Below are 12,495 nucleotides of genomic sequence, written 5' to 3'. Positions count from 1 at the left end.
CTTAATCGCTTCGATACGGTCGATCGCCCGCGGGAACGCGCCGCGACCGCGACGGTCGACCGTCGGACGGAAACGCCGTCAGCCGGAGTAGTAGTACTCGCCCTCGCGCTTCTGTTTGCTGTCGAGCTGCGAGTCCGGCTTGTTGATCCGGGGGCGCCCCGTGCGCTCGTCGCGGCGGAAGGTGATGTCGAGGTCGGCGAGGAACTCGTTCATGCCGTCGCGCATATCCTGCGGAGGTGCCGCGTGGCCCCGCTCGGCCGGCTCGCCGTCGAACACCATCAGCCGGTCGGCGAGCAGGTCGATCATGTAGATGTCGTGGTCGATCACCATCACGGTCGCGTCGTGGTTCTCGGCGTACCGGCGGATCGCCGTCGTCGCGCGGACGCGCTGCTCGACGTCGAGGTGCGCGGAGGGCTCGTCGAGCAGGTACAGGTCGGCGTCCTCGGAGAGGCACGCCGCGATGGCGACTCGCTGGCGTTCCCCGCCGGAGAGGTCGGTGAGGTTCTGCTCCATGATCCGCTCCAGTTGGAGCGGCTGGGCGATCTCCGTGTTCCAGTAGGAGCCGCCGAACTCGTCGGTGATCGAGGAGAGGAACGCGTCGACGCGCATCGGCTGATCGATCTCGATGTACTGCGGCTTGTACGCGATGTCGAGCGCGAAGTCGAGCGCTCCCTCGTCCGGCTCCAGCGAGCCCGCGAACAGCTTCGCGAGCGTCGATTTCCCGATCCCGTTCGGGCCGACGACGCCGAGCACCTCCGAGTGATTGATCTCGCCGCCCTCGACGTGGAGCTCGAACTCCCCCTCCCCGTACGACTTCGAGAGGTCGGGGTACTCGATCAGGGTCTCGCTGCGCGAGGCGACGCGGGGGGCGTGCTCCTCGAAGGTGATCGCCGACGGCCGGATCCGCATGTTCTCGTTATCGAGGTACCCCTTCAGGTACTCGTTGATCCCGTTGCGGACCGACTTCGGGTCGGTGATGACCCCGTACGCGCCCGGCTCCCCGTACGCGACGTGGAGGGTGTCGGCGAGCAGGTCGAGGATGGCGAGGTCGTGTTCGACGACGAGCATCGAGCGGTCGGCGGCGTCGTCGTCCGCCAGCTCGCGGATGAGCCGGGCGACGATCATCCGCTGGCCGATGTCGAGGTACGGCGTGATCTCGTCGAGGAAGTAAAAGTCGGCGTCGCGGGCCAGACACGCCGCGATGGCGACGCGCTGGAGCTCGCCGCCGGAGATGGAGTCGATGTCCTGGTCCATCACCGGCCGGATGTTGAGCCGGTCGATCAGCTCGTCGAGCGCGCCGCGCTCGTCGGTCCGCTCCAACAGCTCGCGGGTGTTGCCGTCGAACTGCTTGGGGATCTGGTCGACGTACTGCGGCTTGCGGGAGACGCTCACGTCGTCCTCCGTCAGCGACTTGAGGTAGTTCTGGAGCCCGGTGCCGCGGAACCGGTCGAGCACCCGCTCCCAGTCGGGGTCCGCCTCGTGGTCGCCGAGGTTCGGGACCATCTCGCCGGCGAGCCCGTGGACCGCCGTCGACTTCCCGATCCCGTTCGGGCCTAAGATTCCGGTGACGTTGCCCGGCTCGGGGGTCGGGAGCCCGTACAGCGAGAAGGCGTTCTCGCCGTAGCGGTGGACCGGCTCCTCCTCGAGTTCCGAGGGGAGGTTGATGATCTCGATCGCGTCGAACGGGCACTTCTCGACGCAGATACCGCAGGTCTCGCCGAGGCAGATCTCCTCGGAGATGTGTATCTGGTCCGGGTCGCCCTCGACCGCGTCCTCGCCGCGCTCGGTGATGCACTCCTTGCCCGTCCGGTTCGGCGGGCAGTAGTTCGCACACTCGTAGTTACAGCGGTCTGGCTGGCACCGATCGAGGTCGACCACGGCGATGCTGTCGTCCGCCATCTCACGCCACCAGCCGCACGCCGGACGTCGCCAGCACCGTGTAGCTGATGAACCACAGCGTGAACGTCAGGAACGCCACGTAGAGGTTATCCTTGACCCCGAAGTCGCCGATGCCGATAACCTTGTACAGCGGGTACTGGGCGATCACGAACGCGCCGAGGACTAACACGACCGTGGTGCTCTGGGCGGCGGCCACGGTCGTGCCCACGTAGGCGGCCGAGACGACGCCGGCGGCGATCCCCGCCAGACAGCAGATCGTCGTGACGACCACGCCGCGCGCGTGGCCGGATATGCCCGAGTCGTCGCTCATACCAACGGATCCGCGAGCGCCCGTGAAAAGCCGTTCGTTCCGGCCGTCGGGCGCCGGGGATCGCGGAGTCGAGGGCGGCGCCGCGAGGAGAGCGAGGAGAGCGAGACGAGCCTGACGGGGAGCGCGCGCGAGCCGTACCGCTGACTGACTGGTCAGTCGATCGGGAGAACACCGGAGATTGTTGCTGGTTGTTGGCGGATTAGCCGGCAAAATAACCCCGTTTTGGCGACGAAATCTCCGAAATGGGGCCGTTAGCCATCAACATTTATGACGATGTGTGGTTTCGAATCGTAACGATGGAAGGAACCCAAACGGAGGGTCTCGACGACCTCCCGCCGAGCGCCAAGCTCGTCTTCAAGGTGCTCGAGTACAACGGCCCGCTGACACAGAAGGGCATCGTGCAGGAATCGATGCTGTCGGCCCGAACCGTCCGGTACGCCCTCGAACGGCTGGAGGGGATCGGGGTCGTCGACGAGGACGTCTACTTCGCGGACGCCAGACAGAACCTCTACAAGCTCACCGAGCCCGCACAGGAGTTCACCGGCGAGGAGAGCGACGCCTCCTGTACCGCCGACTGAAGCGCCCGCAGCCGGACGAACCTGCCGATTTGCCGGTCGTGCACGGCTCCGAGCAGCGCACCTGTGTTTCTCCGTTCCGATGTGTCCGGTGCCGTTCCGAATCCCGCGTCGCCGGTCACTCGCGCTTCTCTGACGATACCCCGCCGGCACCCCGCGCCGCCTCGGCGATCGTGAGCGCGACGGCGACCAACAGCGCGAACGTCGCGGCCAAGACGAACGCCAGGAACAGGTACCAGACGTCCGGTCCGAACAGCGGGTACTCCCGAGTGTCGATTACGGGACCGAGCAGTTCCAGCATCCGGACGAGGTACAACAGGAGCGCGAGACCTGCGCCCGCGACGAGACCGATCCGCACGTTCCGGTAGAACGCCAGCGACTCGAGGAGAACGAGCATCGGAGGCTTTGTCGAACTGTCGTCGGTCACGTGGGCACGTAGCCGCCCGCCGCGCAAAGAGCCTCCGGAAGCGTGCGGAGCCCGACCACCGACGCCGAAACATCACGATCGAAAATAGACGTTCTGAGCCTCTAACAGCGTCAATACCAGACATCAAGTGGGGCCGGGTCGAAGCGAACCCATGGCCAAAATCGTCCTGTCGTCGTTCCCGATGATCGACCCGGAGACGTATCGCACTGTCCTCGCCGAGCGCGTCGACGAGCCCGTCGAGATCGAGGTCGCCGGCCTAGGGTCGGCCGAGCGGGTGACCGAGGCGGCCGCGGGCGCCGACGCGGTCGTCACCGATATCAACACGCCCGTGGACGCCGAGGCGCTCGCGGCGCTCGACCTGCGGGTCGTCGTCCGGTCGGCGGTCGGCGTCGACAACATTGACGTCGGCGCCGCGGCCGACGAGGGCGTCACCGTCACCCGCGTCCCCGACTACTGCACCGACGAGGTGGCGACCCACTCGATCTCGTTGCTGTTCGCCTGTCTGCGCTCGCTGAAGGCGTACGACGACGACGTCGTCGCCGGCAACTGGAGCTGGGAGGCCGGCAGCCCGGTCCGGCGCGTGAGCGCGTCGACGATCGGGCTGCTCTCGTTCGGTCCCATCGCGCAGCGCGCCGCCGAGCAGCTCGCCGGCTTCGACGCGACGCTGATCGCCCACGACCCGTTCGTGGACGCCGACGAGATGGCCGAGTACGGCGTCGAGAAGGTCGAGTTCGAGGCGCTGTTCGACCGCGCCGACCACGTCGAGGTCTACGCCCCCTTGACCGACGCGACTCGCGGAATGGTGGACGCCGACGCGCTCGCACGGCTCGACGAGGACTCGGTCCTCGTCAACGTGAGCCGCGGGCCGGTGGTTGACGCCGACGCCCTCCTCGACGCGCTGGAGGCCGGGTCGATCAAGGGCGCGGGCCTCGACGTGCTCGCCGAGGAGCCGCCGGAAGACGACCCGCTCGTCGGTCGCGACGACACGATAGTCACGCCCCATGCGGCGTGGTACAGCGAGGAGGCCAGAGACGACCTGAACCGAAGCGGCGCGGCCGACGTCGCCGCCGTTTTCAACGACGAGACGCCGGACGGGCAGGTCGACCCGGACGCCGACTGGTTGTAACGGGGAGTGGTCGATACCGGGCGAGTTTATATTCGGTCGAGGGCGTCGAAGTCGTCTCCGTCATCGTCACCGCTATCGGCGTCGCCGTCGTCAGCCTTCGCCGCCTCGAACTCGCCCGCCTCCAGCCCCGCCGCCAGCCCGGGGCCGAGGTCGTACGTGTCCCGGACCGTCTGCGCGAGCACGCCGTCGCGGTCGAAGACGACGTAGACGGCGACGAAGTCGTGGGCGGCGGGCCGCAGCACGAACACCTCCCGCGGGTCGTCGTCCTCGCGGGACTCGTTGACGCGGGCGACGAGGGGCTCGACGGGGAGCCGGCCCGCCCGGAGGTCCGCGAAGGCGTCGCCGCCGGGCGCGTCGGCGAACAGGTACAGCGCGCCGTTCGGCTCGCCGTCGTTCGACCGGGTCGTGATCGAGCCGACCGCCTCGCCCTCGGCGCGGATCTGGTCCCACGTCTCGACCGCCGCCTCGAACATCCCCTCGACGTCGTCGGCGAACCGAAACCGGCTCTCGCGGACGACCTCGACGTCGGCCAACCGCGCCGACGCGTCCGTCCACGCCAGCGTCGCGTCGACGACGTAGCCGGGTTCCAGCGACGCCACGCGCTCGGCGATCTCTCCCTCGTACCCCTCAGCGGTCGCGTACAGGGGGTCGAACTGGTCCTCGGCGTCGGGCGCCCTCGGGTCGACGGGGCCGTCCGAGAGCTCGACGAGAACGAACTCCTCCGGCGGTCCGTCGGCGTCCGCGGCCGCGTTGCCGTCGTCACCGGTGGCGGAGTCGTCGACGGCGAGATCGTCCTCGATGTCCGGTCGCGGTCGCCGGTCGTGTACGCGGAACCGGCCGCTCGTCGTCGGGTCCATACCCGGAGATCGGTCGGCGGGCGGATAAGCGGGTCGGACCGGGGCGTCGGTGGCGATTTCCCGTCCTCGCGCTGGCGCCGCACCGGCTCCGCCGCGAGGGGCGGATCCGTGTCGTTATTTGGCGGGCGACCCTACGGAACGGTAAATGGGGATCCTCGAGGACAAGTCGAACGCCCGCCTGTTCTACAAGTACCTCTCGAAGGTGTACGACCGGGTCAACAGGTTCAACTGGAACGACGAGATGCGCGCGGAAGCGCTCTCTTGGCTGGAGTTCGGTGACGACCCGAAAGTGCTCGACGTGGGATGCGGAACCGGATTCGGTACGGAGGGGCTGCTCGAACACGCCGACGACGTCCACGGGCTCGACCAGAGCGTCCACCAGATGGAGAAGGCGTTCGAGAAGTTCGGGAAACACGAGCGAGTCAACTTCTACCGCGGCGACGCCGAGCGGCTTCCCTTCCGCGACGACACGTTCGACGTGGTCTGGTCGTCCGGCTCGATCGAGTACTGGCCAAACCCCGTCGAGGGGCTCCGAGAACTGCGTCGCGTCGCGAAGCCGGGGGGACAGGTGCTCGTCGTCGGCCCCGACTACCCGCACAACCGCGTGCTCCAGCGGGTCGCGGATGCGATCATGCTCTTCTACGACGAGGACGAGGCCGACCGGATGTTCGAGGCGGCGGGCTACGAAGGGTTCGAACACCACATCCAGCGGGCGACTCCCCGGAGTCCCCGGGCGATCACGACGGTGGCGCGGGTCCCCGAGGAGTAGCGCGGCCTCGAACGCGCAGCGACCACCCGCTTATGCCGAGTTGACGACCGCCTCCAGCGTCGCGACCGGACGGCCGTCGGCCGAGATATCGACGACGACCGTCCGGCCGGGTTCGAGAACGGGGTCGTTCGTCCCCGCGACGCGGAACGACGCCGACTCGCCGACGCGCCAGTCGTCGTCGCTGGCGGCGTTGAACGCGCCGGTCGGCCCGGGGCGGAACCCCGCCGCCGAGAAGAACGGCACCGGCGGCTGTCGGGCGAGCGGCTCGCCGTCGACGCTGACACGCACGTCCAGCTCGCTCGCGTTGAGAGCGTCGCCGCCGCGGTGCGTAACGGTGATCCGGTCGTCGATCGCCGACAGCGACAGCGACGTCGTCGGCGCCGGTTCGACGGGCTCGGCGGGAGCCCCGAGCGCGACGGTGACGACGCCGCCCGCGAGGACGACGGTGATCGCGAGCAGCAGGACGCCGGCGACCGGAGCGATCGCCCGGCCGGACCGGCGGGCGTCACCCGTGGCGTTGCGAAGCGATGGCGGACGTGAGCGCGGCGGTGAGCGGTCGAACGGCACGGGGCGGCTGGCCGCTGCATTGGGTAAAAACGTCGGGGACGGGAGGTGAGCGAGACGATCGAGTCATCGCCTCTCCGATCCGGTCGTTTCGCCGGGCGGGGGGCGAACGAGCGGGGACGCAGAGAGCGCCAGCACCGCGACCGCGGTGGCGAGATTCAGCGCTCGCGTCGGGCGAGCGAACCCGAGAGTCGTCTCGACGCCCACTCAGATCACCGAGTCGACGCCTCGTTCGGACCTCCTACTCGTCGTCGACGAGCCGCGGCGTCGCGGTCGGCCGGAGGTCGTCGACGACGACGACGCGGGGCTCGTCGACGACGGTGATGCGGTACGACTCCGCTGGCGAGAGCGTCCGGACGACGCCGTCGGCGTTCGTGGTGCCGATCGCCCTGCTGTCGCCGTCGCCGACGCTCTTCGTGACGGTGACATCGGGAGTCGGCTCGTCCGTCTCCTCGTCGCGGACGGTCACGGTCACCGGCCCGCCGACGTAGGACCGCTCGACGGTGACACTAAACCCGTCGCCGGCCTCGGAGACGCGCTCGGCGTCGGGGAACGCGTCGAGGTCGATCCGCTGGTGTTCGACGAACACCTGCTCCGTCCCGCCGCTGACGAAGGTGCGGAGGAGTCCGTGCTCGTGCGGGATACTGATCCGCTGGATCGAGCCGGCCCCGAACGCGTCCGGTGCCCGGAGTGCCGCCGTCTCGGGGTACGACTCGGCTGTCGCCTCGATCGCCTCGTCGTTGCTGATCGCGCCGCCACCGCGGTTCCAGCGGTCGTTCCGGAACGTCTCTCGGACGTACTCGCCGTCGACAATCGTCGCCAGGGTGACCGAGTTCGCGGTGGACTCAACGTGGATCTCCGCGGCCGAGACCTCGCCGCGTGCCGTCGCGAAAGCGGTATCGCGGACTGGGCCCTCGTACACCTGGAGCGCGACTTGGAGTTCGTCGAGCCGGGTCGGCGAGCTGAAGCCGTCGGTCTCTTCCGCGAGCGCGTCGATCCTCTCGAGCCGCTGGTCGTACTCCCGGGCGGTGGCGGAGATGCGGACGAGCTCGTCGAGGAGCTCCCGGTCGGAGAGATTTCCGGAGGCGTGCGCGCGGAACACGTTCGACTGACGGCTGTGGAGGCTCACCTCGTCGCGCTCGATCCGACTGAGCGCGGCGAGGATCAGTCGCTGGCGCTCGGTGCTCGTCTCGGCGCTTTCGATCCGGTCGACGACCGCCGCGGTCTCCACGGCGGCGCCGGCGTCAGCGACCGAGAAGGAGAGCGCGGGACCGAGGTTCGCGCCGCGGGGAGCGCTAGCGACCCGGGAGTCGGCGCCGGCCGGCGCGGAGAGCGTGCGGAACGTGAGATTCGACTCGTCGACTTGCGAGGGGTCGCTCGGAAGCTGCGGCGGCGCGACCGGATCGGCGGAATAGACCGAATCGACGGAGGCGACCGAATCGACGGAGGCGACCGGATCGGCGGAGGCGACCGAATCGACGGAGGCGACCGGATCGGCGGAGGCGACCGGATCGACGGAGGCGACCGGATCGACGGAGGCCTCGACGACCGCCGGGGACTCGGACCCGGCGGTGGGGGACATCACTCCCGCGACCGGAACGGCGAGCAGTAGGACCGCGACGACGACCGGGAGGGCTCTCATCACGCATAGGTTCTCTTCCCGATATAAAAAAGCCACCTCAACGGCCGCGCGGCACGGGGCGACGACGGCGTCGGTGGCCGCCGGGGGCGGCGAAACCGGCTATGGAAAGCGTTTTGCCCGGTCCACGAGAGGACCGACGTGCATGCGGAATCCCCCTCGCGTCCTCCTCGTCTCGCTGTTCGCCCTCCTCCTCGTCGGCGGCGTCGCGGCGCCGGTCGCCGGGGGCGCGGTCGCGGCGCCACCGTCGTTCGCGCCCGACGCGACGCCCTCACACGGAGGGCCGAGCGCCGGCTCCGTCGCGGCGGACGCCCTCGATCCGACCGCGACCCCAGTCGCACAGATCGACTCCGGCTTCGATCCGAACACGGCGACGCGGATCCGGATCGAACCGACACCGGACCGCGACGCGCGCTGGGAGGTGTCCGTCAGGTACGCCCTCGCCGACGAGACGGAGGTCGGAGCGTTCGAAACCGCTGGCGAGCGCTTCCTCGACGGCGAGGTCGGTCCCGATCCGACGCTGTTCGAAGGGCTCGCGCGGGAGGCGAGTCGGAACGTCGACCGGAGGATGCGGATCGAGAGCGTCGACCGCGAGGTGACCGTTCACGAGGACCCGTCCGAGTTCGACGTCGCCGGAGACGAGACCGTCGCCGTCGGCGAGCTCCGGCTGACGTTCGTCTGGACGGAGTTCCTCGGGACCGACGGCGAGAACCTCGTGTTGGGCGACGCGCTGACGACCCCCGAGGGGACGTGGCTTCGGTCGCTCGGCGAGGGACAGGCCCTCGAGGTGGCGACGCCGGAGGGATACACCGTTACCGGGACGCCCGGGGCCACCGTCCCGCTCCGCGACAACGCCGTGATCATCGAGGGACCGCGCACGTTCGGCGAAGGCGAACAGGTCGCCGTCGTGTACGCACCGGCCGAGGTCGTGGGACCGCCGTGGGAGATGCTCGCCGCCGCGATCGTCGTCGCCGCGCTGCTCATCGCGGGGAGCGTCGTCGGCTATCGACGGAGGGGAAGCGACACCGGCGGTGAGGCGGGCGAGACGGGCGAGACGAGCGCGAACGGAACCCGCGAGACCCCCCACCGGGAGACGGGCGCCGACGCCGATCCGGACGCTGGCGCTGGCGCCCCCTCCGACGCCGGGGGACACCGCGACGCAGGGGAAGAGTCGGAGCCCGAGGAGGACCTCTCGCTGCTCTCCGACGAGGAGCGCGTCGAGCGGCTCCTGACGGAGAACGGCGGGCGGATGCGCCAGGCCGACATCGTCACGGAGACCGGCTGGTCCGACGCGAAGGTCTCGCAGCTCCTGTCGGAGATGGCGGACGAGGGGCGCGTCGAGAAGCTCCGTCTGGGCCGTGAGAACTTAATCTCGCTCCCCGACGGGAACGGCGAGGCCGACGACGGCAGCGAGGCGGACGGGGGCGCCGGTACCCGACGCGACGATCGGTAGGGAGCCGCCGCCCGGAGCTCTAGTGGGAGGCCGATCCCGAATCCGCCGGAGCCAACTCCTCGCGCGGGGTAGCGCGTTCCGAAAACCCTTACAGGGCGAGCGACCGAGTATCGATCATGAAAGTTCTGGTGACCGTCAAGGAAGTCGCGGAGGCGGACGACGACTTCGCGATCGAGGGAACCGATATCGCGGCGTCGGACCTCGAATACGATCTCAACGAGTGGGACGACTACGCGGTCGAGGCCGCGGTCCAGCTGGCGGAGGCCGGCGTCGCCGACGAGGTCGTCACCGTCACCGTCGGCCCCGAGCGCGCAGAGGAGACGATCCGCATGGCGCTCGCGAAGGGCGCGGACCGGGCGGTCCGCGTCTGGGACGACGCCTTCGAGGAGGGGTTCGCCGACGTGGGCGCGAAGGTCTCGACGATCGAGGCCGTCCTCGAGGCGGAGGAGCCGGATCTCGTCCTCGGCGGCGTCCAGGCCGCAGACACCGGGTTCGGCGCGACCGGCGTCGCGCTCGCAGAGCGGATCGGGTTCGAACACGCCGCGGTCGTCAATCAGCTCGATGTCGACGCGGACGCCGGCGTCGCCCACGTCCACCGCGAGCTGGAGGGCGGCGTCGAGGAGCTGACCGACGTCGACCTCCCCGCGGTGTTGACCGTCCAGACCGGGCTCAACGAGCCGCGCTACGCGAGCCTGCGCGGTATCCGGCAGGCCCAGCGCAAGGAGATCGACGCGAAGGACCTGTCCGACCTCGGGCTGACCGCCGAGGACGTCGAGAGCGCGCTCGAGATCACGTCGATGTACGAGCCGGAGAGCGAGTCCGACGCCGAGATCATCGAGGGCGACGCCGGCGAGGCCGCGGGACGCCTTGCGGAGGTCCTCCGCGATAAGGGGGTGAGCGCGTGATGTCCGACGTACTCGTCGTCGCCGAACACCGCCGCGGAGAGCTTCGCGACATCTCCTACGAGGCGGTCACGGCCGGGCGCGAGCTCGCAGACGCGCGCGACGGCGAACTCGGCGTCGCCGTCATCGGCGGCGAGGTCGACGCCTTCGCCGAGGATCTGAATCGCGAGGGCGTGGACGCGATCTACACCGTCGACGACGGCGAAGAGTTCGACCACAACGCATACCAGGCGGCGATCGCTGCCCTGCTCGACCGCACGGACGCCGGCACGGTCGTGACGCCGAACTCGGTCAACGGCCTCGACTACGCCCCCGCGGTGGCCGAGGACCGCGGCCTGCCGCTGGTGACGGACGCGATCGGCTTCGAGTACGACGGGGGCCTGACGGTCACCCGCGAGATGTACGGCTCGAAGGTGGAGACGACCGTCGACGTCGACGGCGACGGCCACGTGCTCACGGTCCGCGGCGGCGAGTGGCCGCCGGCGGAGGGCGTCGGCGACGCGACGGTCGAGTCGGTCGAGATCGACCTGCCCGAGTCCGGCGCGCGCGTCACCGGCTTCGAGGAGGTCGGCGGCGGCGACGTCGACATCGCCGACGCCGACGTGCTCGTCTCGGTCGGCCGCGGGATCGAGGAGGAAGAGAACTTAGAGCTCGTCGAGGGGCTCGCCGACGCGCTCGGCGCGACGCTCTCCGCCTCCCGGCCGATCGTCGACAACGGCTGGCTGCCGAAGAACCGGCAGGTGGGGCAGAGCGGGAAGGTCGTCACCCCGGACGTGTACATCGCGGTCGGCATCTCCGGCGCGGTCCAGCACGTCGCCGGCATGAAGGGATCGGACACGATCGTCGCGATCAACACCGACCCGAACGCGCCCATCTTCGACATCGCCGACTACGGGATCGTCGGCGACCTGTTCGAGGTCGTCCCCGCGCTCGTCGACGAGTTCGCGTAAGCGCGGGGGCGCCGACGACCCCCGTCGGCGGCAACGTTCTTTTAATTCGGCGGAGTACGGGACGGTCTAACGGCGTCCGCCGTCGATTCACGATGACCCCGATCCACGCCACCGTTCCGACCGTCGGAGAAGCGAGAGCGCTGCTCACGGGGATCCGGCGGACGGGAGCCGTCGAGCCCGACGCCGACGCGGCCGCCGCGGAACTGGCCGACGACGAGCCGGATCCAGCGCTGCTCGATCTCGTTTCGACCCCGTTCGCGTCCGTCGCCGACGTCGACGAACGACTGGGGCGGACCGAGTCGTACCTCCGCGAGCGTGGCGACCGACGCGCGGTGTTTCTCACGGTGTACGGCCGGATGACGGCGACCGTTCGGGACGCGATCGACGACGGCGCGTTCACCGATTCCGAGTGGGCTGCGTCGTACCTCGTCGCCTTCGCGGAGCGCTACCGCCGGGCGCTGGTCGCGTTCGAGCGGCGGGCGTTCGCGTCGCTCCCGCGCCCGTGGCTGATCGCCTTCACCGCCGCGGCCCGGGGCGAGGCGCTCGTCGCACAGGACGCCCTGCTCGGGATCAACGCGCACATCACCGACGACCTCACCTACACCCTCGACGACGTGGGTATCGACCCCGACCGGGACGCCAAGCGCGCCGACCACGACCGGATAAACGCGATCCTCGCCCGGCTCGTCCAGACGGCGCAGGACGCGCTCGTCGAGACGTACGCCGCGGTCGGGATCGACGGGATCGACCGGCTGCTCGACCCCCTCGACGACCGGCTGGCCCTGCTCGGGCTGAAGGGGGTCCGGGAGTTCGCCTGGCGGAACGCCGTGTTGCGCGCCGACCTCCCGGCGTGGGCCGGTGAGCCGTACGTCGACTGGCGGACCGAGACCGTCGCGACGGGCGCCGCGGCGGTCGTACTCGCTCCCGAGGTCGACATCGATGTCGACGCTGGTGTCGACGCCGAGCGCGACGCGACCGCGCGCCTGCGAGAGGCGGAGGCCGCCGCCGACGCGGCGGGGGCCTT

General features: G+C 69.8%; 13 protein-coding genes. 7 read left to right on the top strand and 6 right to left on the bottom strand.

Annotation, left to right across the window (positions count from 1 at the left end; genetic code table 11):
- Positions 1–78 precede the first annotated feature (78 nt).
- Together OQF71_RS11245 and OQF71_RS11240 are read right to left on the bottom strand one after the other, a co-directional pair.
- The gene (locus tag OQF71_RS11245; protein WP_280587776.1) at positions 79–1,899 is read right to left on the bottom strand and encodes a ribosome biogenesis/translation initiation ATPase RLI; all 1,821 of its coding nucleotides are present in this window, start codon (positions 1,897–1,899) and stop codon (positions 79–81) included.
- Position 1,900: 1 nt separating this feature from the next.
- Positions 1,901–2,209: a hypothetical protein gene (locus tag OQF71_RS11240; protein WP_280587775.1), complete on the bottom strand. Its 309-nt coding sequence runs from the start codon at positions 2,207–2,209 to the stop codon at positions 1,901–1,903.
- A 296-nt stretch (positions 2,210–2,505) separates the two neighbouring features.
- On the opposite strand from OQF71_RS11240, the gene OQF71_RS11235 reads away from it, so the two are divergent.
- Positions 2,506–2,787 (top strand): helix-turn-helix domain-containing protein, encoded by a 282-nt coding sequence (locus tag OQF71_RS11235; RefSeq protein ID WP_094525872.1) that lies wholly within the window; start codon positions 2,506–2,508, stop codon positions 2,785–2,787.
- Positions 2,788–2,902: 115 nt separating this feature from the next.
- Here OQF71_RS11235 and OQF71_RS11230 read toward each other — a convergent pair whose 3' ends face one another.
- Complete coding sequence (locus OQF71_RS11230) at positions 2,903–3,181, bottom strand: hypothetical protein (RefSeq protein WP_280587774.1); 279 nt, start codon at positions 3,179–3,181, stop codon at positions 2,903–2,905.
- Positions 3,182–3,362: 181 nt separating this feature from the next.
- Here OQF71_RS11230 and OQF71_RS11225 point away from each other — a divergent pair, with 181 nt between their 5' ends.
- Positions 3,363–4,337 (top strand): C-terminal binding protein, encoded by a 975-nt coding sequence (locus OQF71_RS11225; RefSeq protein ID WP_280587773.1) that lies wholly within the window; start codon positions 3,363–3,365, stop codon positions 4,335–4,337.
- Between the two features lie 26 nt (positions 4,338–4,363).
- On the opposite strand, the gene OQF71_RS11220 is transcribed toward OQF71_RS11225, so the two are convergent.
- Positions 4,364–5,194, bottom strand: coding sequence for a DUF6663 family protein (locus OQF71_RS11220; RefSeq protein WP_280587772.1), 831 nt, complete (start codon positions 5,192–5,194; stop codon positions 4,364–4,366).
- Between the two features lie 145 nt (positions 5,195–5,339).
- On the opposite strand from OQF71_RS11220, the gene OQF71_RS11215 reads away from it, so the two are divergent.
- The gene (locus OQF71_RS11215; RefSeq protein ID WP_280587771.1) at positions 5,340–5,963 is read left to right on the top strand and encodes a methyltransferase domain-containing protein; all 624 of its coding nucleotides are present in this window, start codon (positions 5,340–5,342) and stop codon (positions 5,961–5,963) included.
- A 30-nt stretch (positions 5,964–5,993) separates the two neighbouring features.
- Here the strand turns inward: OQF71_RS11215 and OQF71_RS11210 are convergent, their stop codons facing one another.
- Together OQF71_RS11210 and OQF71_RS11205 are read right to left on the bottom strand one after the other, a co-directional pair.
- The gene (locus OQF71_RS11210) at positions 5,994–6,446 is read right to left on the bottom strand and encodes a type IV pilin N-terminal domain-containing protein (protein WP_280587777.1); all 453 of its coding nucleotides are present in this window, start codon (positions 6,444–6,446) and stop codon (positions 5,994–5,996) included.
- Positions 6,447–6,768: 322 nt separating this feature from the next.
- Positions 6,769–8,169, bottom strand: coding sequence for a hypothetical protein (locus tag OQF71_RS11205; protein WP_280587770.1), 1,401 nt, complete (start codon positions 8,167–8,169; stop codon positions 6,769–6,771).
- A gap of 142 nt (positions 8,170–8,311) precedes the next feature.
- Here OQF71_RS11205 and OQF71_RS11200 point away from each other — a divergent pair, with 142 nt between their 5' ends.
- The 4 genes from OQF71_RS11200 to OQF71_RS11185 all read left to right on the top strand — a co-directional run.
- The gene (locus tag OQF71_RS11200; protein WP_280587768.1) at positions 8,312–9,619 is read left to right on the top strand and encodes a hypothetical protein; all 1,308 of its coding nucleotides are present in this window, start codon (positions 8,312–8,314) and stop codon (positions 9,617–9,619) included.
- A gap of 116 nt (positions 9,620–9,735) precedes the next feature.
- Complete coding sequence (locus OQF71_RS11195; RefSeq protein ID WP_280587767.1) at positions 9,736–10,524, top strand: electron transfer flavoprotein subunit beta/FixA family protein; 789 nt, start codon at positions 9,736–9,738, stop codon at positions 10,522–10,524.
- On the top strand, positions 10,524–11,471 hold the full coding sequence (locus tag OQF71_RS11190) for an electron transfer flavoprotein subunit alpha/FixB family protein (protein ID WP_280587766.1): 948 nt from the start codon (positions 10,524–10,526) through the stop codon (positions 11,469–11,471). The genes OQF71_RS11195 and OQF71_RS11190 overlap by 1 nt, the downstream gene beginning before the upstream one ends.
- A gap of 92 nt (positions 11,472–11,563) precedes the next feature.
- On the top strand, positions 11,564–12,495 hold a 932-nt coding region (locus OQF71_RS11185), incomplete at its 3' end, for a DUF5995 family protein (RefSeq protein ID WP_280587765.1).

This window comes from Halorubrum sp. Boch-26 (assembly GCF_029889805.1).
Classification (GTDB): Archaea; Halobacteriota; Halobacteria; order Halobacteriales; family Haloferacaceae; genus Halorubrum.
This window is presented reverse-complemented; position numbering and strand designations above follow the sequence as displayed.

Excerpts from the sequence above, each read along its gene's own strand:
- OQF71_RS11245 (WP_280587776.1), bottom strand. The coding sequence starts at position 1,899 with ATGGCGGACGACAGCATCGCCGTGGTCGACCTCGATCGGTGCCAGCCA.
- OQF71_RS11240 (WP_280587775.1), bottom strand. The coding sequence starts at position 2,209 with ATGAGCGACGACTCGGGCATATCCGGCCACGCGCGCGGCGTGGTCGTC.
- OQF71_RS11235 (WP_094525872.1), top strand. The coding sequence starts at position 2,506 with ATGGAAGGAACCCAAACGGAGGGTCTCGACGACCTCCCGCCGAGCGCC.
- OQF71_RS11230 (WP_280587774.1), bottom strand. The coding sequence starts at position 3,181 with ATGCTCGTTCTCCTCGAGTCGCTGGCGTTCTACCGGAACGTGCGGATC.
- OQF71_RS11225 (WP_280587773.1), top strand. The coding sequence starts at position 3,363 with ATGGCCAAAATCGTCCTGTCGTCGTTCCCGATGATCGACCCGGAGACG.
- OQF71_RS11220 (WP_280587772.1), bottom strand. The coding sequence starts at position 5,194 with ATGGACCCGACGACGAGCGGCCGGTTCCGCGTACACGACCGGCGACCG.
- OQF71_RS11215 (WP_280587771.1), top strand. The coding sequence starts at position 5,340 with ATGGGGATCCTCGAGGACAAGTCGAACGCCCGCCTGTTCTACAAGTAC.
- OQF71_RS11205 (WP_280587770.1), bottom strand. The coding sequence starts at position 8,169 with ATGAGAGCCCTCCCGGTCGTCGTCGCGGTCCTACTGCTCGCCGTTCCG.
- OQF71_RS11200 (WP_280587768.1), top strand. The coding sequence starts at position 8,312 with ATGCGGAATCCCCCTCGCGTCCTCCTCGTCTCGCTGTTCGCCCTCCTC.
- OQF71_RS11195 (WP_280587767.1), top strand. The coding sequence starts at position 9,736 with ATGAAAGTTCTGGTGACCGTCAAGGAAGTCGCGGAGGCGGACGACGAC.
- OQF71_RS11190 (WP_280587766.1), top strand. The coding sequence starts at position 10,524 with ATGTCCGACGTACTCGTCGTCGCCGAACACCGCCGCGGAGAGCTTCGC.